This is a genomic window from Flavobacterium ardleyense (assembly GCF_042686085.1).
Classification (GTDB): Bacteria; Bacteroidota; Bacteroidia; order Flavobacteriales; family Flavobacteriaceae; genus Flavobacterium; species Flavobacterium ardleyense.
Genome location: NZ_JBHUOL010000021.1, coordinates 1 through 24,718 on the forward strand (window position 1 = coordinate 1; position 24,718 = coordinate 24,718).

Sequence of the window (24,718 nt, forward strand, 5' to 3'; positions counted from 1 at the left end):
GTTGCATATAATCCATTAACTGAAGGAGACGATAATTCAACAGCAGACTCTCCTTGTGAAATTCATTTTCACAAAATCAACGGTGGCAATGTTGAAATAGTTAAGAAAATCCAGATTGCTGACAAAAGCATTCTCAGTTCGAAACTTTATTTCAACTCAGGAGTAAATTCGTTCATCACAGTTTCTGACACAAATGGCATGTCAGTAATTACATTGGACGGACAAATCGCTTTTAAAGACAACAACTTAAAGGTAAACGAATACAGCGTTGAGAAAAATTGTCTCTTAATGGCAGACAAAAAAACGATATCTGTTTATGAACTTACAGAATAGAAAAACTACCGCTAACAGGCGTTTGGCAAAAGTGGCGGTTCAGTGCTCCGCAGACAATTTTGTGGTTAATCAAAGTTTGGTTCTCCGCATCAACATTTGTGGTGAAAATCGCCACCTTCGCCAAGCGCCAAACCGTTGTGCGATATTTTGACCGAAAATCCTGAAAAATGAAAAATATATTAATTTTTGCTTTAATTTTTAATCTTTTGTCTTGTAAAGCACAAGAATTTGAGAAAATATCTGTTTCAAAAACAGATCCTTCTGAATTATATGTAAATGATGAAGACGCAACAGAACTTTTCTACTATAAATTTGTTCCAAAAAAATATATAAAAGGAGTATTAGTAATTTTACCTTCTGGCGGTGAAATTATCGAAAACACATTAAAACAAATTACTCTTCAGAAAATAGCAGTTGAAAAAGGAATTATGGTAATTTTTCCATCAATTAATTGGGGAACTGACAATCGAGAAGCAGAATTCAAACTACTAGATGAAATTTTCAGTGAAATTGTTGCAAAGCATAAAGTGTCAAAAGATAAATTTATAATCGGTGGACTTTCAAACGGTGCAATGATTTCTTTAACTTATGCTGAAAAGGCAACTAAAAATCCCGAAAAGTTTTTTCTAATACCAAAAGGGGTTTTTGCATTAGACGCACCTTTGGACCAAGCAAGATTTTATAAATATTGCGAAAGGGAAATAGAAAAAAATATCTATAAACCCGCAGTAGATGAAGCAAAATGGATGAAGAATAATTGGGACAATATTTATGGAGGATCTCCAGAAAAGTTTCCAGAAAAATATATAGAAAACTCTATTTATTCTTATGGAGCAAAAGACGGAGGAAATGCAAAATATTTAAAAAATATACCTATTTTAATGTTCACAGACTTGGACACAGATTGGTTAATTAATCAACGAAATAGAGATTTAAACGACTGGAATGGAATTGATATAATCTCAATGATAAACCAATTAAAAATAATGGGAAATGAAAACGCTACAGTAATAGTTAGTCAAGGAAAAGGTGTTCGATTAGACGGAACTAAAAATCCTCATTCTTGGTCGATTATGGATTCTAAAATTTGTTTAGATTGGATTGTAGATTTACTAAAAGAATAAAAAAACATCGCACAACAACGGTTTTATTCAATTTTGCAGGCTTGGTTTTTTTCTATTTTGGAATTTTTTTAATCTAAAATTTGTCTATATTTGTTAAGGCTTGGTTATCAATCAGCAAAACTGAAATAAAGCCGAAAACCGTTACCAGTAATTTTCAATCACGATGTAAAAAAATGGATTTAATAAGAAGAATTATCTTATCACCAGAGAACGAAATGATTAATGACCGTTTCAAAGAATGGTTACGCAAGTCGGGGCAAACTTCACTATTTGAAATCCAACATAAAAACAGAGTTTTTTTTATTTCTATTATAAATTCTTCAAAATTCAATGATTTAATTCTTGAAGATTCTACAGAATGGTTTTATTTACATTCAGAAGATAATCACTTTCAATGTCTTTGTAAAATTATTAATTATAGTGGAAATTTAATTGACGAAAAAAGATATCCAAATATTTCTGCAAGTATTTGGATTCTGAAATCTGACTTAATAAATCTAAAAATTCATAATCCAACTTTAATCTATTCACCAAACAGTTTTGAAAATTCTCTTGAAAAAATCGATAAAGATTTTTCAGAGTTACTGAAGAAGCTGGATAATGAAAAAGTGAAGCTAAGCGAACTTACTGGAAAAAATAAAATAAATGAAACCAAAATAAAGCGAATAAGATAAAACTACTGGTAACAGCAGTTAAAATAAATGGCTTAGGCTCGGGCATACTTCCGAATTTTCTCCGAAAATTCAAAAGTTTGCGTTATATTTGTTATGGCTTGGTTTTGGTTCGTCGCCACTTCTTTTAGCTGCAAAACGTTAGCAAATATTAAAAAAAATGAGAGTAAAATTAACTTTAATAATTACATTCCTTTTCTTTAGTTCAGATTTTTTTTCTCAAGAATCTGATTTTTTAAGTTTTAGAAATGGATTTAGAAATATTAAATTAGGGGAAAATATCAAAAATTATCCTGATTTTGAATTGAAGAATGATCGCAATTTAGAATTATTCAAATTGAGTTTTAATTCTGGTTCAAATTATGTTTATGTTGGTCAAGAAAATGACAAAATAAGTTCAACTAAAATTCTTTTCATTTATCTAAATATTAATAATGATACGATAGAAAGAATACATATTGTGACACAAAAAGTTTCGGGGTTATATTACATTTTGAAGAATGCTTATGGTGACACTTCTACAGAAATTGGTAAAAAATGGATTTGGAGAACTGAAAATATTGAATGTAGTATTGAGGGCGATGATTCTAACATTCCAGGTTATCACATAGTATATAACTATCTTTCGGAAGTTAGAATAAAGTTAAATGAAATAAAATCAAAAAGAAGTAAAGAAGCCCAAAACGAATTATAAAAACATTTGCTAACAGCGGTTTTGCACAATGGCTTAGGCTTGGTTTTTCCTTCGGAAAAACCTCAATGAATTAAAATTTTGTCTATATTTGTTGTGGTCAGTGTTAAATCAAAGCCACTGATGCAAAGCCACAAAACGTCAGGCTGTGAAAAAACCTTGTTTTTTCACAATTTCGCTTTTAAAAGCTCTTGTAAACTTCAATACCTTCGTTCTACGGTACACTATTTTTCAGGCTGCAATTGGTAATTCTTTTTCAATAAAGCCGTTATAATGGCTGTAATAACTCGTTTTAAAACTAAAACAACCTTTGCTCTTGTAAGGTGACTTCCATTTCTTGAGTTTATCTATTAAATCCGGTACGCCCAGTATATTTATGGAGCGTTTGATATTGTACACAAGCATAATTAAACTGTGCTCGCCATTTACTTTTTTCAAACCCGTTAAATTAGTGTGATTATAGCCCCATTGACGCTTAATAGTTCCAAAGATATGTTCGTTGATCTCTTGACGTTTTCGGTACAACTGCTGGTTTTCCTGATACCGCTGATTATTCTCTTCAACAGCATCAGCATACTCACTCCTATCAATCTCTCGCCCGCCTGTTCTACTGGTACAAAGGTGCTTTACAGGACATGTTTTACAAGATGGAGTTCGGTATTTTTTGAATTGGTAACTGTCTTTCTCTCTTGTTTTCTTGTGCCAACGACCCGTGGTTTTTTTTAATGACAAATCGTAAATATTACTTTAGATTACAAGTCAATGATCGTATCAAGGAGTATTTGGTCGCGCTTTTGATTCCTCTCCTGTCGTTTCTTTTAACACAATCAAAACAATCGAATCGATAAACTATAGCTACGAAATTAATTGGCGATCAGAATTAATATTATTTACTTAACCAAATATCGGTATTTTGAAAGAAACAATTGGATTAATGCTCTCTTACCCTTCCTTGTCTAAGTGCTTTTCATTTCCTTTCCACGGAATATATAAACCGTGTGCATCGCCTACTCTTCTATAAAAATTATCTGCTCGAACCAAATGAATTAGATTAAGCTAAACGAATAATTGGAGGCGAAATTCTTTGTTAATTTTAAGTTTCAAGATTCAAAAAAAAAATAATTTTTAATGATAATGTTATTAGGTATATTTAATAGTTGTGGAACAATTACAGCGGTTTGAAAATATTGTTCTATTTGGTAGAATCGATGTAAAAAATTACTTTTACGATAAACAAATTAAAAATAGTTTTCACAAGAAAACAACATTCAACTGCCACCAGAAGTTAGTGTTAATTTTGCGCTAAATAAGAAAATTCCGCAAATAATAAAACTTTAAATAATATGATATTTTTTGAATTAGATAACAATGATAAAATTTATATTTTGAAAGAAAGAATCATTTTATCTGAAAAGATATATTGGACTGAAAATGAATATTTATTAAGTGATAAAAAAAATGAATCTATTTACTTTATTACTAATATTACATATGCTGATTACATTACTGGTACTGGAAAATTGAATTTTAAAATGGAAAACAGAAAAGAAACGATAGAATTTAGTAATTACAAGCACCTAGATGAATTCATTAAAATAATAAATCTTGAAAATTTTCTATCAAAAACCACTAAAAAAGTAGAATTAAAAGATATAATTAGACCACATTTATTGATAGTTATATTTATTCTTTCATTTTCATTAATTATTTATCTATTGTTCATGAATGGCTTTAGCAATACTAAAAAATTTATGCTAGCAATAATAACCGGAGGGTTTGCAGTTTTTTATGCTATTTCTAAAACTTCAAAAATTTCCGAAAAAATCATATATAAAAAAACTACTGCTAACAACGGAGACCGTTGCACAATATCATTTTGAATCTAATTCTCTGATAAAATCAACAAAACCAACCTATTTTAAAGACATTTAAGCGAGGTTGGTTTTTACGTTTTGTGTCGTTTTTATAAAATGTGAATTGCTTAAAAAGACTGTTTTTAGGTCAAAAAAAGCATTTTAAGTAAACTTTGTGCTTTCTGAAGTTTTAGATGTTGTGTGGTTTTTTTTAACGACAAATCGTAAATATTACTTTAGATTACAAGTCAATGATCGTATCAAGAAGTATTTGGTCGCGTTTTTGATTACTCTCCTGTTGACTCTTTTAACACACTCAAAACAATCGAATCGATAAACTATAGGTACGAAATTAAATGGCGATCAGAATCGATATTATTTGCTTAACCAACTATCAGTATTTTGAAGAAAAAAATTGGATTAATGCTCTCTTATCCTTCCTTGTTTAAGTGCTTTTCAATTCCTTTCCGCGGAATATATAAACCGTGTGCATCGCATACACTTCTGTAAAAATTATCAGCTGGCACCAAATTAATTTGATTAACCCAAACGAATAATTGGAGTGTGAAATTCTTTTTTGATTTCAAGTTTGAAGATTCAAAAAAAATACCGTTTTTATAAGAATGCAATTATGTATATTTAATAGTTGTGGAACAATTACAGCGGTTTGAAAATATTGTTCTATTTGTTAGAATCGATGTAAAAATTTACTTTTACGATAAACAAATTAAAAATAGTTTTCACAAGAAAACAGCAATCAAACGCCTCTAAATGTTAAGCGTTTGGTTTAACAAAACGTACCTAAAACAGAACTTTTAAAAAAACTCAAATTTACGAGCTACAAGATGAAAATTATCAGAACATTTTTTTCTAAAACGTATTACTTTTGGTATGTTTCAAGAATACTATTAATTAGTGCTTTTTCAATACCATTAATATATCTATTTGATTTAAATTCAAAAAGCGCACTATTAGTTTCTTCTTTTTTTCTATTCTTAATTCTTTTTATGTTATACTTATTAACATCTGAAGTCTTAAAAAAGAAACCTCTACTTTGTTTACAACTATTTGTAGGAATCATTTCAACCACATTTGGTTTTCTGTTAATCTATTTAATATACTTTTCTGGCGACAAAAAATACAACTTAATAAGTTTGAATTTTTTAATAGTTCCTCTTTGGATTATTTTATATGGTTTTTGGGAAATAATTAGAGAAAAAAAAAACAATAACTAAAGACAAAGGTATTAAAAATTAAAAATCTAGCAAATAACGAACTTTAGGAACGACTTATTTAGCCGAAATCTGAACTCACACAATGAGTAAAAAATTATTAATTTAGAAAAAGGTGAAGTAAAAACGATAAATAAAAAAGCGAACCGCAAGCACCACATGAAAATGATTGCGATTTAATGCTAAAACAAATTTAGTTATCTGTTTGCTGACGGCAAAATAAAAATGCACAGCCAACCTTTTCAAAAAAATTAACGTCTATTAATATGAAGGGGTAGTCGAATGATTATTCCTCAAGTAAAAATTATTAATAATTCAGTTAAAAAAATAATTATGAGATTACTAAAAATAATTTACGCACTTATCTTATTTAGCGTATTATCAAGTTGTGCAGGTTCTAAAATAGATAAAACACTTAAGCAAGGAAATATAGTTCAAAAAGATTTTAAAGTTACAGTGCCATTTGAATACCGTCGTGGACTTATTATCCTAAAAGTAACTATAGAAAACGAAGTTTACGACTTTATTTTAGACACTGGAGCTTCCAATGTAATTTCAAAAGAATTAGCAGAGAAGCTCAATGTTATCCCATTAGGCACTGAAGAAGTTGGTGATATTAATAAGAAAAAGCAACAACTTAAATATACAAAAATAGACGACATTCAAATAGGAGGCATTAATTTTAAAGAAACGATTGCTGCCAAAGTGGATTTAAATAGTGGCGAACTTGCCTGTATTAAAGCAGATGGTTTAATTGGTGCTAATTTAATGCGATTTGCAGTCTGGGACTTCGATTTTAAAAATCAACTAATAACGATATCAAGTGATGAAAAGAAATTGAATATTCCTTCAGACGCTATAGAATCAAAAGTATATATTGGCACAGCATCTAAACTTTCTATGACTACGCAAGTAAATGGAAAAACAGTATTAAAAAATTTGGTTGATTTAGGCAATACTTCAAACGCATATTTATCATACAGTGCTTTTATAAAGCAAAAGAAATCTCAAAAAATAACTAATTATGTAAAAGGCTCAGGTTATACAAGTATAGGCATGTATGGTAAAGCTGAGCCGAAAAATGAGTATTCAGTAAAAATTGACAACATAAAAATTGGAGATCATATTATAACAAATAAGATTATGGGAGTTAAAAGTGGATCAACCAATTTAGGTTTGCCATTTTTTAAAAATTACAGGTTAATTTTGAATTGGAAATCAAAAAGATTAAAAATGATTCAGCAAAGCGCTTCTCTAAATACAGAATTAAATCATTTTGGTTTTAATCCCACTTTTGAAGAAAACAAAATATTTGTTGGTTTTATTTATAATGATACTGAGGCATCAAAAGTTTTACAATTTGGAGACCAAATAGTACAAATAAACGGTATTGATTACACCAACCTTGCTAAAAACCAAAAATGTGATGTATTCATCAGTGGCGCTATACCAAAAGAGGCAGATGAAATAGCAATTATAGTTCTAAGAAATGAGGAAAAAATAGACATCCAGTTAAAAAAAGTAAAGCTACTTTAAACAAAGCATATCCTTTGAATGTTTGAAATCATCTTTGATCAGATTTTAAGAATTTAGAGTTAAAGGCGTTGCATGGTTTAAGGCATAAATAACGAGGACAGAAAAGTGTTTTGCTTTATATGAAGCGAAGAATATACCGAAAACGAAAATTTTCTCCAACCCTATTTTGGATTGGAGATCTATAACATCGAAATTCCGAAGTTATTGAGTATCTAACTTTAGACGATGGTTTTACGTTTTTAATATGTGGAGGAGTATACGGATTTATTTGGTTTGACAACAACTTACTTAAAAGAATAAAACAGAATATCTAACATCGATAGAAAACAATGTGGATGCTTCTTCAATTTGTGCGGAATTCTATAGTATTTGCCATAACTTATTTTATATTTGTTATGGCTACTCTTGAAATCCTAGGCTCTCGCCAGCCACTGAACATTAAAGCTATTTAAACAATGTCGCAAAAGATTTATCAAACAACTGATGGTAAAATAAAAACTGTGTTTTTTGGACAAAAGGAACTTATATTCAGTACTGAAAAAATAGAAATAGTAGTTCAATTTACAAATCTATACAAACACCCTAGCCTAATTGAAAAAGCCACAATAGTAAGATTTGATGAAATTAAATACATTACCTTCATTGAAGACCAAATAACTATAAATGCGTATATAAAAATAGACTCTTTACAGTTTAAGAAAAGTTTAAAACTCTCAAAAAGTGATTTAGAATCTTTCAAAGAACAAATTGAGGAATTACCACATATAAAAAACACTCTTAAAAGAAGAAGAATTCATCGTTTATTAAACCACTACGGAATTCTTGTTTTTATAACGGGAGTTTTATTTACTTATCTTATAGCTACTGAAGCAGATTTCACTACAGTTCAAGGAAAGAATAAGCTTTTTGGATATTTATTTCAAAAAACAATAGAAACTCTAGGCTTCACTACTAGTATATCAATTTCACTTTTAATCACAATTTATTCACTATACAGTATTTGGAAATTGATTAATGCCCCATACAACCAAAGAGATAATAAAATGCAATACAGCAAACTAAAACTAAAATCTGAATCTAAGGACAAAAAATTAAATAAAACCGTAGTTAATGAAGTTGAAAATATTGATTTCGGAGGAACTACTGCTGAACTGAAATTAAGAAAAAACGGAAATGGTTATCTGATTGTAGAGCTGCCACCATTCACTGACGGAGAGGGAAATAACATTGATGGGGACGAAGATTTTCCAGAACTTCTGGACTTTGAAGATTTAATCGCTGAATATATAGGACAAAGAGTAGAACGTCATGATCGAGAAGTTTTCATCATTCCTAATGCAACCGAGCAATCTCTATTAAAAATAAAATATTTTATAGAAAATTATTGGGCCTTAAGAAATGATAAATACAAATAAAAATGCTTCCAATCTATAATAAATAATTGCAGTTTTCTACCAAAAACAAACTTAAATACGCGTTTGAAGATTCTGTTTTTCATGAAAAGAACAAACAATGTTTTTACTCAATTGAATTTGAAATATCAAATTTTTCAACAATAGGTATTGAAAATTTACTGCTGGGGGTGATGATATCTATGGATAACAAAATTTACAAGAAAAAAAGCCACAACAAATTACAGAATTTTAACAAAAATTAGACATTTGAAAATATACTTTTAAAAAATTGATATGAATAGAAGTAATCAAAAAGAACCACTTTATAGAAAAGTAAATACGAGAGCAAGAAATGTACACCATAACTTTGGAGGCGACTTTAAATATTCAAGAAATAAAAAACAAGAAACATTAGAGCAGACCAAAGGAACTATGTATGGTACTAAAGAAAGAGGCTTAGATTACACTCCTCTCTTTAGATTTTTACTATCAAGAGTTGGTAGCGACTGGAATGAAATATTCAGCGAAGCGAAATCAAGATTGGACAAAATAGAGCCAATTTTCATCTTAGTCTCTTTAAAAGAAATCGAAAAAGAAGACATTATTAGAGTTGGTGAGTCTACATATTTTTCGGGAATGTACGTAGACGATGATGGGATTTTACAATTGGCAAAACCAACATTGAAAACAACAGAATTAAAACATTATTGTGAATGCTGTACACACACATTTAATGGAAAGGTTTATTAATAAACAAAAAAGAATGAACAATATCTGTTTCGTAATTCGACGAGATTATTTTATTTTAAAAATTAAACCATTTTATAAATTTAAGTGATTATTAAACTCTTTCATTTTAAATTTCATCACATTTTCAAGCCAAAAACCGTTGTAAATAATTACACAAAAAACGCTGTAAACGCCATCAACATTAATTCTTTCGATTTCAGGTGTTTCTAAATGCTAAAAGAAAACCTTAATTGATAGAACTGATTTGTAAAAAAATTAGTTGGATAAAATGGGCGTTTGTAAAACCGCTACTCAAAGACTGGAAAAAACAATTAAAACGGACGTTTTAAAATGGTGAATTACTTTTCTACTATTTTAAAAAAAAAGTTTTATTTTCTGACTTAAAAAATTATTTAAATGAGTTTAATAAGAGTTGAGATATTTTAACTAAACAGAACTTGGAATGTTATGTGGAACTTAATAGAAATAAAATCTCCAGCCACACTACTATTTTTACTATATAGATCTCCCTAAACTTATTAAACAATTTTGGAGGTCAAATGCTTAGGAATAAAGTAATAAAAAACTTAAAATCAAATTCTTTACAACAAGAACTATCTAACTTCTATTTTCAATTTCAATAAAACAAGAGTACTAACTAAACCAATTCAAAATCTGAAAAGTGATTGTTCTAACTGTAATTTCATAATTTTTTTAATTGATTTAAGTAGAGCTTTAAGATACATAATTATTGTACTACATGAAATCACCACAATCAGTTATTTTTCCTTTAAAAAATCAAAACCATTATTTAAAGTAAAAGGACTTGCATAAGCCTCAAAACGTTAGTTGAATATGACTGCAGAAGAGGAGAATTCAATAACTTAATGGGGAAAAATATTTCCAATCATCGATAGTTTTATCTTTTAAAGTAAGAATGAAATTATTGTAGGCGAAACTAATGGAAAATTCAGTATTTTCTATTAAAAAATACTGTGAAGACGCTTTTAAATCTTATTAACCACTAGTCATCTTAAAAATAATTACCGCAGACCATCCTAGCACTTTTCAATAGCACAGTTTAGAAATACTAAATTCTCATTACAGATTAAATCATTATTAAATTAAATACAAGCTATACATTTAATGTATTTCTCGCGAATTACATAATTATTATACTTGAAGCGACAAAGAACGCCACTATCAATAATATATCATTTTAAGAATTATTATATAAATTTAATTATAATTTATACAAAATTAACATATAATAACACTATAATGTATTTATATACAAAAACTTCATTACATTTATATCAAATAAACTTATTGATCATTTAATAATAATGCACTTTAATATAAAAGTGATTAATTCCTATGCATTTTTCTTTCGCAATAGGACTTGTCATTCTGTGGAACTTTTTTCTAAAAAGGTTCTATACTCAAATTCAAAAAAAGCTAAGTGCTAGCAAATGGGATGAAGTCGCAAAAAGAACATTTTGTTAAATAATACTTTTTAAACATTAAAAAGCTTTTTAATTAAAGATATAGTACCAATTTTCGACGGAATTTAAAACCTATATTCTATCTAAAACGGGCACGTTAACGTTGATTGTAATTAAGTTGCATTTAGCAGAAACACTAGAGCAATAAATATCATTTTATTAAATTTTATTAAACATCTTAAAATCAAATATTTCATTATGGAAAAACTATTACTAGATTTTAAATTAGACAAATCAACTGTAGAAAGTATGGTCGGTTCATATAATGTCTCTTTTAATAATGCAACTACTATTCAGGGACCTAATCAAACTGTGTTTGGCTACTATCCAGAAGGAATTATGTTAGGTAAAGGAGGAAACGCTTCATGTATTATTAGGAATTTGAAACCTAATTCCGATCAATTTTGCATCAATGTCTGTTTCAAAGCAACAGATACAACACCAGATCGTCAAACTATTGTATCCTCTGATTTGTTACCGTTTTCAATTTCTTTAATAAGAGATGGAAATAGTAAATCAAAATTTCATGCTATAGCAGAAGTAAAACCAGACAATCATGATTGGGGTGGTTGCGATACAGAATGGAAAAAAAGTCCCGTTATATTACAAAAGGATAAATGGTATTCGATTTCATTGGTTTATGATGTTGATACCGTTGCACTGTTTCTCGAAGGTCAAATTATATCGGTTCACGCATTTCCCGGCGGAAGATTTGAGAAAACAAGAACTCCAATGAATAAATTGTTTTTCGGAACAGATATAGATGGAGAAAGCAACCCGTTTAATGGAGGTCTCTCAGTTGTGCAATGGTATGATGGTATCCCGTACGATTTTGAAACACAACTTGACAAGCAAAGAACTAGTTCGGAGTGGTTTATTTCCTATAAATATGAATCGATGCGATCAGATGGATTAAATTTGGGAAAAAAACGATTTAATCTGATTAATCTTTTTGATGGAACCGGAACTTATCAAAATTTTGAAACTGGGCTTATTATGCACAACAAAGAAGCTGGCGTTGCATACGAGGTACATGGACCAATCTATCAACATTTTTTATCAGGCATGTTAAGTCGCTACGGGTGCCTTATTAGTGATATGCAAACAATAGGTAAACAAGAAGGCTATAAAATTTATACTGTCAACTGTGGCTTTTACTATTCTGAAAAGACAAAAAAGACCATGGAAGTATGGAATAAAATATACAAAAAATATCAAAGCCTTGGAGAAACTGCAAAATATGGTTTCCCGCTAGATAGCGAGTATAATTTAGATACGTTCAAAGATATTTACCGACAAGATTTTGAAAAATGCAGTATATTCTATAGAAAAAAAGCAGATAGACCGGCATGCTATGTAAGTGGTACTATTTTAAATAAAATTAATAACATCCCTTATTATGCTCCACTCATAGATCCACAGAAATTGATCGATGCAAATCATGTGGTAATTGGAGTATATCAGGAGTTTGAAGAAATTCACGGAAACCAACCGATTGAAAATGTAGCAATATATAGTAAAGAAGGAAAGCAAGACGCTTATGCATTAAAAGGCAAATTCTCACAAAAATACACAAGCATTAGAGGAGCATTAAGTGAATTGGGATTTCCAACATCAGACCGATTAACTATTCCAAACTCTCAAAAAAGTGGATTTGGTCACGAATTTGAAAATGGAAGTATGCTTCATTTTGAAGGAGATTCAGAACCATCAATTGCTTATCCTTTCAAGATTAAACTATTAAGATTAAATACCAAAGAGACTGAAGGTTATCATGGAAAGCAAAATGATTTATATCTCTCAGAATTACACATAAAAGAAGATGGAGTAATAATGAATTCTATACAAAAATATCCTGAAGGAAAATCTGATTGGCCAGATAAAAATGTATCTCAAATCGATTTAATTCTTCCTTCACAGAATGAAAAAAAATATAAAATAATAAAACCAAATAAATTATCTAAAAGTGTTGAATTATATTTTCACGTTTTAGAATGTGATGCGGGTAATGTATACCATAGAGATCCTGATGAAATAGGAAAATACAAAAAAATACTTGACGTATCTAATCTGTGGGGAATGATAGTTACCCGAAATAACAATTATGACTGGATCAGTGAAAAGGGCGAAAACAAAAATGGCATATATGCACTAATATTTGATAAGAAAAAGAGCGATGGACTTAGCAAAGAAAGATTTAAAGGGCTGGATTGGTCAATCATGCCACAAATAGATGCATCGAAACTAACGGAATTAGAGAAATGGTGGGGAGTTAGTAATAAAGATGCACCAACAAGTACATTACAAGTGATTAGCGCTTTTAATGTGAATGGAGACCTTAAATGGTACGACTGGTTAAACCCTCTGGAGTGGTTTCAACAATTATCTATTAAGATGATACAAGAGGCGACTAATAACACAGCGAGATGTTTTGGCATGTGCTTAGAGGCTATATACGCAAGGAAAGGTCATAGCTTATTTAGCATGCCAATCAATAAATACCAATGGAATGACATTGCGAACGAAGTTACTATCAAGCATCTTTATCAGTTTGGCTCAGATAGTGTTACTTATACAATAAATAATTTTTTAGCAGGAAGCACACATAATCCTGTACAGTTGTTTAACAATTCACGCAATAATTTCAATAACAACAATCCGTCTATCTTGAATTTGATAGAGGGATACTGGGGTGGTGGAAGTAAGCACTCTGTTTTTCCAGTAGAATGGAATAGTTCGAAATCACCGTGGACATCTAATATTCTCGATCCGAACTCACCAGGCGCTTATACATCATTAACAGTTGATGCTGACAAGAACGAATTTAAATACTCAAATATATTTAAAGGATCTCGTTGGTTGGGAAGCAGAATGTTTTACATGCCGTACTCTCTACTTAGTACAAAACAAAATTTAAGTTTTCTAGATTCATTTTTTATCTTTCTTTTCACTTTAGGTGATTCAGAAACAGTTTCAATAACAGATTTGGAAGGTAAAGATCTAGATTCATCTGGAAAAAAAGCTGCAGATTCTATCAAAAATGGAAAAACACTGTCTGCTGATAATTTTGTTAAACTGCCACAGTTAAATGGTGGTTCTTCTAATTACGATGTTATGGTTCGAAAAAACATTGCAAATGAATCTCAAAAAAATTTTATTCATACTATTAAAAATAAAGGAAGTAAATTAGAGTACATCGTAAAAACTGCGTATTGCGCTATAAAAATCGAGTCAAACGATATGAAAAGAGATGAGATTAATCGCATTTCTATACGCAATACTGACAGGAACGAAACCCTAGTGAAAATGGACAGCTCCCGATCTAAAAGTGTTACAATTAATATAAGTAATAAATTCGGACTCACAGATTTTGTAAATACGAAAATTGAAAATATTCCACTTGATATAAAAAACGAACTTGATCTAAAAATTCGACCAGGAAACGGAGGAATTGCAATAAAACGCGAAAATATTTCGAATGTAAAATTGAAAGTTACCATTTCAAGTTCTATTAAAAATAGAGCGTTTTCCGAACTGTTTGAGATACCTATTGGAAATGGCTTTCAAATGATTTTTCCAAAAGTTGAAATAGAAAAAAAATTGGTGATTAAAAGATTTGATAATGCTAGTAAATTTACAGGACTAATTAATGTTAATAGAAAACGTCGCACAACAGGATTTTTTCAAATAGACAAAAAGAACGAACTGTTTTCATTTTCTTTGAGAGCTACTAATGGGGTTGTTTTACTCGAGAGTATATCGATGTATAAAAACAAAGAATTATGTCTAAAACAAATAGAAATTATCAAGAAACATGCAACTAGAGAGGAGAATTACCATATACCAAATGATTCATTTCAATTTACTTTGGTCGACGACATGCAAAATAATATAGCAAGAATCGACAAAAAGTATTCTAACAAGAGAAATCGGGATAGAGGTATTAAATCTACTATGAAAAATGTGAAGTTCGCAGACATTATTGACCGCACTATATAATTTTAAAATGCTATTATGAAGCGCTAATAGTTAAAGCCATGAACTTTAAGTAAAGAAATGATGAGATTTGATTCTTATTACGATTGAATTATTACTTAATAATATTGAATATACCAGTATCGAAGTAAAAACTTTCAACTCAATGTAAACACCAAAGAATCAAACACTTTGGAACAAAAAACATAAAACTTCCTATAAAGAAGTCCGTTATTGCGAGAAAAAAAGCAAATAATAATTCTCTACTTTAATAAAACACTATGTAGTTTATGTTGTGTCTTGTAATGGCATAACTTTCGTTTTTAGAAAACTAAAGTTGTGTCATCACGTAGATATTTCGGGAGATTGAATGTTTGCTGGATCACTTACGAAAATAGTGGAGTTTAAAATGATAATTATTTGGCTTGGATAGTGAGTTCAGGCATGAAAAATTAGAATATGATTTAACAAAATTGAATAAAAGAAAATAATATGCAGAAAAACCCTACACTTTCATAATTGCAGATGAAATAGGTGTCGCTTTTCTTGGAACAAACGGATATTGATTAGGGGAAGATTGAAGATGTATAATTTGGTACCTGATTCTTTAGCATAGAAAATAACAGATTTTTATATATTCGGATTTTATCTGGCCGGCTTCACAGGAGATTTATCGGAATTTTACAAAAATTTTATTTCCACAAATATGAAAAGGATATAAACGTAATACATGGCAACCGAGTATTTTCTTCTTATTCGTTTTAGTCGACAAAACACGACAGCATAAAATGATTTAACAAGAAAAATAGCTTCTATTTCTAAAATATGCGAATTACAAAAAGGATTTGCGTAACAATTAGAAGCATAGAATCAAAATTACAGCTTTAACAACTTGCCACCTTTAAATATAAAAGCTTACAAACGGCAATCAAAGAAATCATAAATACTTTATAATAAAAACATTAATTTTGCAAAAAAATAAAATTCATGAAACAAATCTTTACTCTAATTACACTTTTACTAATTTTAACTTTAAACGGACAAAGCATTATTCTAGAATCAAACTTCGGCACAAATGGTATTAAAAAGATACTAGTTGATGGAGAAATAGATGAATTAGAATTTTTAGATATGGACACAAATAGTTTTTTGGTCTATTCAAAAACATACGCTCAAGATTCTAATGTTGTTTATAAAATTAATACAGACGGGACATTCGATAGCACTTTTGGAGCAAATGGAAAATTAAATCTACCGGATTACGCTGGGGAATTTAATGTTTACAAACATATTGACAATTCAATACTTATAATATTCAATAATATTTTACCATTTAGTACTCCTAATAATGAGATAGCTATAATTCGTTATAAATCAAACGGAAGCTTAGACACCAGTTTTGGTACAAATGGTGAAATAAGAATAGAGATTGAAACTATTGGTAGTGATGGTAGATTAGTGATCTTGAATGACAATACTTTTCTGTTTTCCAACTATCAACAGTTTCATAAATATTTAGCAAATGGCACTATTGATAGTAGCTATGGTATAAATGGTATTTTAAATGTAAACAATATTGGACATATGCAAATGAGCAACGATGGCAATTTGTTATTTAAAAATTATTCTAAAATCGAAAAAATGGATCATACGGGTAATTTAATAAATACTTTTGGAACAAACGGTACGTATTTATTTCCTGAAAATAATGACTTTCTCTTAAAATCTAGCCCTAGTAACTTATTTTTTATGGAGGAAGGCGATGCTCCTTTAAAATTTTATGTATTAAATAGTAATGGAACAGTAAATACGAATTTCAACGGTGTTGGAAATGTTGATTTAACTTTTTACAATGGCAATTTAGAATATTATGAGAATTTCATATTCGATAGTGGTTTCTTTTATTTTGTAGGATCAACTACTGATGAACAGCCCTTTATTGTGTGTTATGATGCGGGTGGTAATCTAGTACCTAGTAATAACTTAGATTATTATAAAGAAAATTTAATTACTAATGGCTCCTTTACCTCAATCATAAAGAAAGGTGATTATTTATATGCTGGTGGTGATTATTATGATGAAATTAATAATGAATGGAGTTTTGTCATTGCAAAATATACAAGTGCTACACTTTCTCTAAATCCAGTAATGTTACAAAATAAAATAACTTACAATAACCCAATTGCTGCTGAATTAAAAATCAATGCAGAAAGCAAAATCGATTCAATTGAGGTTTTTAATTTAGCAGGCCAAAAAGTGCAGGTTTCGAATTCGGATACAGTTAATTTTTCACTATTTGAAAAAGGCGTTTATTTAGCAAAAATTAACTTTGAAGATGGTGAAACTAAAACCATAAAAGTATTGAAAAACTAAAACGTTTTGGAACACAAAATAAGGCATGATTAGTTTCTTGGTTCCTGTAAACTAACTTAGAGTATAGCGTATTTATACTATTTCTTTAGTGGCTAAGTTTGATACCTACTAACCTAATTAAACCTATATAAAAGATGGTGGTTCCTTTTTCCACCATCTTTATAACTCTCGAATTAAACAAGATTAAGTTTAAAAAAAACAGTACTTAATGGCACCACACAGGTCAATTTTTATCTTCATCAGCTTTATCATCTTCGTGATCTGCTGTAAAAGTCTTTTTAACAGATTAACTATTTTAAAATTAGGAACTAAAACAACAGCAAAATTAGTTGGTTTAGATCAAACCACCTTTGGTGTTGAAAAAGAAGTGATGTATCGCCCGGTAATAGAGTTTTATGACAATGGAATATTAATTGAGCAAACTTTAAATCAAAGTATGCCAAGTTATATTAATGGAAAGCAAATTTATATTACATTTCTAAAAACGGATGATAAGTATCAAATAATCAATCACGAAACCAAAGCATATTTTCACATTACGATTGCTCTAACCTTTATTTGTGCATTTATTATAATTTATCTATTCGTTAATCATTCAAGTTCTTAAAAAATAAATTGTTGCTAATATTTAATCTAATAAAAACTACACGAATTAAATTTGATTTTGAAAAACCTTATAATCGCCGCTATTAACTAATAAAAAGATAGTTACTAAAAACCATTTGCCTCCATTGTCGTCTTAATAGAATTAGGATATTTTATTATATATTGGTTTTCACAGAAAAATAGAATATTTATAAATCCTAGAAAATTCAAACGAAATAATTTCTTTAGGGCATCTACCGAATGGAATCTATTATATAAAAACAGGAAATAAAGCAGAGTACGAAATGCACAAAATAATAATCAAGCACTAAGCAAACTAAAAGGAAGTTTAATTAATAAGCTCCTTAAAAATAGTCGTTTCGAAAAATAAAATAAAATTCAAATAGTATAACAGTAGATATAAAAAGCAACTTCAATATTTAAAAATGAAATAAAAGACAATTCTTCTACTTTGCTTAATCAGTAGCATTGCATTCGCGCAGGAATCCATAAACGATAATGTGAGCGTTGAGAAATCGATATTTGGAATACAAACTGGACTTTTGGGAATTTGGATTCACAACGAATATGGCTTGTCAAATCAAATCGTTTTAAGATCAGAATTGGGTTTAGACAGTGGTTTTTTTGCCAGTAGTGATGAATTCACGTTTTTAATGACTCCCGTTCTAACTTTAGAGTCAAGATGGTATTATAATTTAGAAAAGAGAAATGCTAAAAATAAAAACATCAAGAATAATAGCGGGAATTTCCTTGCGCTAAAAACCAGTTATAATCCAGATCTATTTACGATTTCTAATGCAGAAAACGTTCGTGTTATCAACCAAATATCAATTATTCCTAAGTGGGCAATTAAAAGAACTTACTTCGATCATTTAACATTTGAAACAGGTGTTGGAATAGGGCAGGTTTTTTATTTAGGTAAAAGCTCGCAATACTTAGCGAAAAAGAGCGAAACCGTGCTAGACTTGCACTTAAGAATTGGTTATACATTTTAAATAATACGCAAAAAATATGCTATCGAAAGAATATTCTTCGAATATAAAGTTTTTGTATATTTGAGTTAATTACGAATTAAAACTGTGAAAGGTGGTCGCGAATCCTGATTGGTTTAACAAAAAAATAAAATAATGAAATTAAAAGCAATCTTCTTATTGGTACTTTGTACGCTATTTGCCTGTAATAATAAAAAGGGGGACACTAAAATCGATGATAACTTACCTCCACTAGATACAATTCAGGTTGAGAAACCTACAGATGCAGACGTTTCAAGTGATAAAGAGTTTTCAAATGAGCGATTTCGTAAAGTAGTTGCTGAAAAACTAACTGATAATAAATTTCGAGTTCAAGGAGAAGCTCAAGTGTTTGAAGCAACTATCAATTGGTCAGTTGAAGATGGTCACAATGTATATGACGAAGGTTTTACAACTGCATCAATTGGCGCACCTGAATGGGGAAAATTTGATTTTACATTCGAGATTAAAGATGCAAATGAAATAGCAGTTTTAAATCTTATACTTTATGAAATAAGTGCAAAAGATGGAAATCAAACGAATGTATTATTAGTTCCTTTGAAGTAAGAACAGATTCATACTCTCCCACTGATTTTAATCATAAAAAAACAGCAAAACGCTCTATGTAGTGTTTTGCTGTTTTTAGTTATAAATAATCTGTTTTTCTTTTCTCGTTTAAATTTAAGCCACCACTTTATCTTTAGTCATTTTATCCACGACCAAAGCAATAGCTCCGTCTCCGGTTACATTACAAGCGGTTCCAAAACTATCCATCGCAATATATAATGCAATCATTAACCCTATCATTTCTTCGCTAAAGCCTAACATAGATTGCAGAATTCCAACTGCTGCCATAATTGCTCCTCCAGGAACTCCCGGTGCAGCAACCATTGCAATCCCTAACATAAATATAAAACCTGCAAAGAGTGTAAAACTAAATGGCATTCCTTCTAAAATCATAAGAGCCATGGCGCAAGCGGTAATTTTCATAATACTTCCCGACAAATGAATCGTGGCGCATAATGGAATTACAAATCCTGCAATTTTTTCTGAAACCCCATTTTTCAAAGTTTGTTCTAAAGTAACTGGAATTGTAGCAGCCGAAGATTGAGTTCCCAAAGCCGTAAAATATGCAGGCATCATTGTCAGTAATAATTTAAAAGGATTTTTCTTTGTGACAACTCCAGCGATTGTATATTGAAGCAATAATAATAAAATGTGTAATGCGAAAATTACTCCGATAATACTGATGAATACAGACAAGATTGAGAATACTTTTCCGCTATAAGACATACTTGCAAATATTCCCAAAATGAATAAGGGTAATAATGGCACAATAACATTTTCTATTACTTGCATTATTATTTTCTGGAAGTCCTTAACTACTAATTTTAAAGTTGAATTTTCTTGATATGAAAGTCCTAAACCAATTACAAATGATAAAACCAATGCTGTCATCACATCTAAAGGCGCAGGAATTATAATGCTAAAATATGGAATAAGTTCTGGACCCGAAGCACCAATTTGAGCTACGTCGCTGGCATAAGAAGCAAGTAATTGTGGAAATATATTTGACGCTGTAAAATAGGTCATAAAACCTGAAAACAAAGTGGAACCATAAGCGATTGCCGCAGTAAGAACCAACAACTTTCCGGCACCTTTACCTAAGTCTGCAATAGCTGGCATTATTAAGCCCATGATAATTAATGGAATGGCAAAATTCAAAAACTGCCCAAAAAAAGCATTGAATGTGGTGAAAATCCTATTTATTGATTCAGGCAAATAAAGCCCGAAGACTATCCCTAAAACTATGGCAAGAAAAACTTTAAACAGTAGATTTGATAATAAACGCTTCATAATTTATGCTGATTAGTGAAAGACAATCCGTCTAATTGTGGCAATTTTTTAAGTCCGCTAATATAAAGATTTTATAGCGTATGAAATAAAAAAACAAAAGAAGATCACTGTTAAACTTGAAGCAATAACAAACTAGCAACTTCTTAAAGCATTTTAAACAATCGAAATAAGAAAGAAATAAGTAAATTAGTAGTTTTAAGAAATAGGTAAAAGAAAAAAGCAAGTCAGCTAATCTATAATCTAAAGAAACTTTTCAAATCAAAAAACCATTAAACTTTACAAAATGAAACTATATTTTATAATTACGCTGCTCTTTTCAAGTTTCAATTTTGCTATTGCTCAAAAAGTGCATTCTGTTACTTACGCAAATCAAGCCGATGTCAAAGTTTTTGTGGTGAACTATGAAAATCAGGCTGATTTAAAGGTTTTCAAAGTAGAGTATGAAAACCAAGCAGGTGCAAATGATGGCAAGTGGTTTTTTACACAATATCCGAATCAAGCGAAGAAAAAAGTGTTTTTCGTGGACTATGAAAATCAAGCCGATTTAAAAATCTATTTTGTCGCATATGAAAATCAAGCAGGCTGGAAAAATGCTGCTAAGAAAAGTTTATTGTATTAAATTAATTTCAGGAAAATGCTATAATAAAAATGCTACACAATAAAATAGCCCCTTATAAAGAGGCTATTCTAATCTAATATATAATTGCTAATGCATTAAGAGCACTTATTTTTAATAAATTCATAAATCAAACGCACTGAAACGCCTGTTCCACCGCTTTGCTTATAACCTTTAGCATCGCTAATGAAAGCCGCACCAGCAATATCTAAATGCACCCACGGATAATCTGTAAAGTGTTGTAAGAATTTTGACGAAGTGCTAACTCCACCTGTCGGTCCACCAATATTCTTTAAATCTGCAATGTCTGATTTCAACAGATCTGCATATTCTTCCCATAAAGGCAATTGCAATAATCTTTCATAAACAACATCACCAGTAGTTTTCAAAGCATTAATTGCATTTTCATCAGTTCCTGTCATGGCAATTCCAAAAGAACCTGTTATTGCTGCTGAAGCTCCTGTCAGCGTTGCGATATCAATAACTAATTCTGGATCAAATTGTTTTGCATAAGTTAAGGCATCACCTAATACCAAACGCCCTTCAGCATCTGTATTTAATACTTCAACCGTTGTTCCATCCATCATTGTAATGACATCATCAACCACTAAAGCATTACCTGAAATTTTATTATCAGTAGCCGGCACTAATCCAATAATATGGTAAGGCAATTTATTTCCCGCAACAGCAGAAAGAAGTCCTACTACTGCAGCGCCACCGGCCATATCTGATTTCATTCCAGGCATTGAACCTCCAACTTTTAAAGAATATCCACCTGTATCAAACATAACACCCTTCCCTACTATTACCAACGGTTTTTTATTAATAGCGTTTTTAGGTTTATAATGAAAAACATTGAACGTTGGCGGCGTATCTGAACCTAAATTCACACTTAAAAGTCCACCCATTTTCAATTCTTGAATTTTTTCTTTGTGTAAAATTTCAGTTTCAAAACCATATTTTTTACCAGCTTCGGTTGCCAATTCAGAAAACTTCAAAGCGTCTAAATAATTTAAAGGCTCATTCACTAATGATTTAGTCATTGAAACTACTTCAACTAAGGTCTGTAATTCTGCTAGATTTTGAACTGAAAAATCTTTTGAAGCAATATAAATGGTATTTATTTCTTCATTTTTCTTCTTCTTATATTTATTAAAATCATAACTGCTCAAAAATAACCCTTCTAAAAAAGCGTAACGTTCTTTGTCTGAAAGTCCGGCTAAACCATTTATTGCTGCGTTAGAAACTTCTTCCTTTTTTAAAGATGCAAATACAGAAGCTCCTACTAATCGAAGTGCTTCCAGTTCCATTTTTGGCGTTGTTACTAAAAAATTTCGCTCTTCTCCGTGCGCTAAAACAACTTTATTTTCTTTCTTTGCAAACGATTTCTCGATGCTATCAGCTACTGAACTTGGGAAATCAAAATTGCTAAATTGCTCTTTTTTTACAATGATCTCAATATTAGCAGCATTTGCGGGAATATCTTCTTTATTTTCGAATGATACGAATTTCACTTTTAAATAATTATTTACCATTTTCTTACTTATGTTTTATGATTACTTTTTTAATTAGCCCAAAGATACAAAATCTGAATCGGTTAAATCCTTTCTAAAATTGATGCAATTTTTATAATGTAATTCTTAGTTACTCTTTTTCATGAAATTATTAGCTAAAAGCTCCTCTTTTAAAACGCGGATAAGTTGCTCTTGCTTTTTTATCCCTAAGTTATTTTTTTCGGCAAAACGAACATATAATAATGAGGCTCTTTTTAATTCTGATTGAATTTCTTCAAAATTAAGCTCTTTGTTTGCTGCAATATGCAACAAGTAATAAACTACACGTTTTAGCATGTTTTCTGCTTCTTCTTTATTATCTAATTCATCATAAGTATTTGCTAAATTATTACAAGATATAATGTAAATCTGTACGAATGGAATTTTCAACCGAATACAATCAGAAATATTATTATTCAGTACTTCTGCTCTATAAAGTGCATCTTTATAACCAGAAAGGCCCTGTCTAAAGTCATTTCTGTTATAATACTCATTGGAAATGGCTGTCAAATCTTTCCAATGTGTTTCTACATGGTTTAAGCAAGAATCACTCATGTTATTTAAGATTTTGATTTGCAAATTCCCAATTTACAATTTCCCAGAAACCTTCTACAAATTTTGGTCGTGCGTTTCTATAATCGATGTAATAGGCATGTTCCCAAACATCAATTGTAAGAATTGGTTTTTTATTTTCTGTCAATGGCGTGTGCGCATCTTTCATAGCAATTATTTCTAATTTGCCATGCTCATCCTGAGCCAACCAAGCCCATCCGCAACCAAACAATTTAACAGCAGTTGTTGAAAACTGCTCTTTAAAATTTTCAAAACTACCAAAATCACGTGTGATAAGTTCCCCAATTTTGCCATCAGGTTGTTTACCACCATCTGGCGACATACAATGCCAAAAGAATGTATGATTCCAGTGTTGGGCTGCATTATTAAACAATGCATGGTTTTTTTCTGCAAATCCTATTTGGATAATTTCTTCAACACTTGCCGCTATTAGTTTAGTGTCTTTTACTAATCCTGCAAGATTATTTACATAAGCAGCATGATGTTTTCCATAATGATAATCGAATGTTTCTTCTGTTATAAATGGATTAAGTGCGCTTTTGTCATAAGGAAGTTCAGGTAAATTTTGTGTGATTTTCATAGTTGTCAATTAATTAAAGTAATTACTTTCTAACGTAATTAGTCTTGCAAAAATAATAATTTAGACTAGACTAAAAAATGTTTTACTGAATTTATTTTTAAATCTTAATCTGGAAGCAATCATTAATGTGCATAAATAAGCTTTTGAGGTAAAAAGTTCGAGCAGCTAATAATGATTTATTGAAAACGATTTACAATTAACTATTAAAATTCTCGTACTTTTGAAGTAGAAAATAAAAGCCTAACGAAGAAATCTTACAATTGACATGAATAAACTAACTAAATCAGCGGCACTCTCTGGTCTAATTTCCGGAGTAATGTTCGCACTAATTATGGGAACATTCGATTATTTTGAAGGACTAGATTTTAATCCTAAAAAAGCAATATTTCAAGTCGTGTTTTTTGGAACATTTATGGGGATTTGGAATTACTTTACTTTAAAACGAAAAGCTAAAAGAGAAAACCAATAAAATTAACTTTTTGGCATTACTATTGTGCCTAATTTACT

General features: G+C 30.1%; 21 protein-coding genes. 15 read left to right on the forward strand and 6 right to left on the reverse strand.

Annotation, left to right across the window (positions count from 1 at the left end; all coding sequences use genetic code 11):
- The 4 genes from ACFSX9_RS13140 to ACFSX9_RS13155 all read left to right on the forward strand — a co-directional run.
- Positions 1-333: RNA-binding protein (locus tag ACFSX9_RS13140; RefSeq protein WP_379808422.1), on the forward strand; the 333-nt coding region annotated here is incomplete at its 5' end.
- A 167-nt stretch (positions 334-500) separates the two neighbouring features.
- Positions 501-1,457 (forward strand): hypothetical protein, encoded by a 957-nt coding sequence (locus ACFSX9_RS13145; RefSeq protein WP_379808424.1) that lies wholly within the window; start codon positions 501-503, stop codon positions 1,455-1,457.
- Between the two features lie 173 nt (positions 1,458-1,630).
- A complete protein-coding gene (locus tag ACFSX9_RS13150) occupies positions 1,631-2,131 on the forward strand; it encodes a hypothetical protein (RefSeq protein ID WP_379808426.1) in 501 nt (166 codons plus the stop codon).
- A 157-nt stretch (positions 2,132-2,288) separates the two neighbouring features.
- Positions 2,289-2,822, forward strand: a complete 534-nt coding sequence (locus ACFSX9_RS13155) for a hypothetical protein (protein WP_379808428.1) — start codon at positions 2,289-2,291, stop codon at positions 2,820-2,822.
- A 228-nt stretch (positions 2,823-3,050) separates the two neighbouring features.
- Here ACFSX9_RS13155 and ACFSX9_RS13160 read toward each other — a convergent pair whose 3' ends face one another.
- Positions 3,051-3,551, reverse strand: a complete 501-nt coding sequence (locus tag ACFSX9_RS13160; protein ID WP_379808430.1) for a transposase — start codon at positions 3,549-3,551, stop codon at positions 3,051-3,053.
- Between the two features lie 653 nt (positions 3,552-4,204).
- Between ACFSX9_RS13160 and ACFSX9_RS13165 the strand changes: the two genes are divergently transcribed.
- Entirely contained in the window at positions 4,205-4,699 is a 495-nt protein-coding gene (locus ACFSX9_RS13165) for a hypothetical protein (RefSeq protein WP_379808432.1), read from the forward strand.
- 853 nt (positions 4,700-5,552) lie between these two features.
- Here the strand turns inward: ACFSX9_RS13165 and ACFSX9_RS13170 are convergent.
- Positions 5,553-5,753 (reverse strand): hypothetical protein, encoded by a 201-nt coding sequence (locus ACFSX9_RS13170; RefSeq protein ID WP_379808434.1) that lies wholly within the window; start codon positions 5,751-5,753, stop codon positions 5,553-5,555.
- Positions 5,754-6,237: 484 nt separating this feature from the next.
- On the opposite strand from ACFSX9_RS13170, the gene ACFSX9_RS13175 reads away from it, so the two are divergent.
- The 8 genes from ACFSX9_RS13175 to ACFSX9_RS13210 all read left to right on the forward strand — a co-directional run bounded on the left by ACFSX9_RS13175 (position 6,238) and on the right by ACFSX9_RS13210 (position 19,599).
- Positions 6,238-7,440, forward strand: a complete 1,203-nt coding sequence (locus tag ACFSX9_RS13175; protein ID WP_379808436.1) for an aspartyl protease family protein — start codon at positions 6,238-6,240, stop codon at positions 7,438-7,440.
- Positions 7,441-7,895: 455 nt separating this feature from the next.
- Entirely contained in the window at positions 7,896-8,855 is a 960-nt protein-coding gene (locus ACFSX9_RS13180) for a hypothetical protein (RefSeq protein ID WP_379808438.1), read from the forward strand.
- A 273-nt stretch (positions 8,856-9,128) separates the two neighbouring features.
- Positions 9,129-9,584 (forward strand): hypothetical protein, encoded by a 456-nt coding sequence (locus ACFSX9_RS13185; protein WP_379808440.1) that lies wholly within the window; start codon positions 9,129-9,131, stop codon positions 9,582-9,584.
- A gap of 1,682 nt (positions 9,585-11,266) precedes the next feature.
- Entirely contained in the window at positions 11,267-15,067 is a 3,801-nt protein-coding gene (locus ACFSX9_RS13190; protein ID WP_379808442.1) for a hypothetical protein, read from the forward strand.
- A 963-nt stretch (positions 15,068-16,030) separates the two neighbouring features.
- Positions 16,031-17,416: a T9SS type A sorting domain-containing protein gene (locus ACFSX9_RS13195; RefSeq protein ID WP_379808444.1), complete on the forward strand. Its 1,386-nt coding sequence runs from the start codon at positions 16,031-16,033 to the stop codon at positions 17,414-17,416.
- A 208-nt stretch (positions 17,417-17,624) separates the two neighbouring features.
- A complete protein-coding gene (locus ACFSX9_RS13200; RefSeq protein WP_379808446.1) occupies positions 17,625-18,023 on the forward strand; it encodes a hypothetical protein in 399 nt (132 codons plus the stop codon).
- Positions 18,024-18,522: 499 nt separating this feature from the next.
- Entirely contained in the window at positions 18,523-19,017 is a 495-nt protein-coding gene (locus tag ACFSX9_RS13205) for a hypothetical protein (protein ID WP_379808448.1), read from the forward strand.
- Between the two features lie 132 nt (positions 19,018-19,149).
- Entirely contained in the window at positions 19,150-19,599 is a 450-nt protein-coding gene (locus tag ACFSX9_RS13210) for a Gmad2 immunoglobulin-like domain-containing protein (protein ID WP_379808450.1), read from the forward strand.
- A 114-nt stretch (positions 19,600-19,713) separates the two neighbouring features.
- Here the strand turns inward: ACFSX9_RS13210 and ACFSX9_RS13215 are convergent, their stop codons facing one another.
- Positions 19,714-20,889, reverse strand: a complete 1,176-nt coding sequence (locus tag ACFSX9_RS13215; RefSeq protein ID WP_379808452.1) for a dicarboxylate/amino acid:cation symporter — start codon at positions 20,887-20,889, stop codon at positions 19,714-19,716.
- Between the two features lie 283 nt (positions 20,890-21,172).
- Here ACFSX9_RS13215 and ACFSX9_RS13220 point away from each other — a divergent pair, with 283 nt between their 5' ends.
- Entirely contained in the window at positions 21,173-21,508 is a 336-nt protein-coding gene (locus ACFSX9_RS13220; protein WP_379808454.1) for a DUF6150 family protein, read from the forward strand.
- A gap of 95 nt (positions 21,509-21,603) precedes the next feature.
- On the opposite strand, the gene ACFSX9_RS13225 is transcribed toward ACFSX9_RS13220, so the two are convergent.
- From ACFSX9_RS13225 to ACFSX9_RS13235, 3 genes are all read right to left on the reverse strand, one after another.
- A complete protein-coding gene (locus ACFSX9_RS13225) occupies positions 21,604-23,040 on the reverse strand; it encodes a leucyl aminopeptidase family protein (protein WP_379808456.1) in 1,437 nt (478 codons plus the stop codon).
- Between the two features lie 105 nt (positions 23,041-23,145).
- Positions 23,146-23,613: a tetratricopeptide repeat protein gene (locus tag ACFSX9_RS13230; protein ID WP_379808458.1), complete on the reverse strand. Its 468-nt coding sequence runs from the start codon at positions 23,611-23,613 to the stop codon at positions 23,146-23,148.
- 1 nt (position 23,614) lies between these two features.
- Complete coding sequence (locus ACFSX9_RS13235; RefSeq protein ID WP_379808460.1) at positions 23,615-24,211, reverse strand: superoxide dismutase; 597 nt, start codon at positions 24,209-24,211, stop codon at positions 23,615-23,617.
- A 265-nt stretch (positions 24,212-24,476) separates the two neighbouring features.
- Between ACFSX9_RS13235 and ACFSX9_RS13240 the strand changes: the two genes are divergently transcribed.
- Complete coding sequence (locus tag ACFSX9_RS13240) at positions 24,477-24,680, forward strand: hypothetical protein (RefSeq protein WP_379808462.1); 204 nt, start codon at positions 24,477-24,479, stop codon at positions 24,678-24,680.
- Positions 24,681-24,718: the final 38 nt, after the last annotated feature.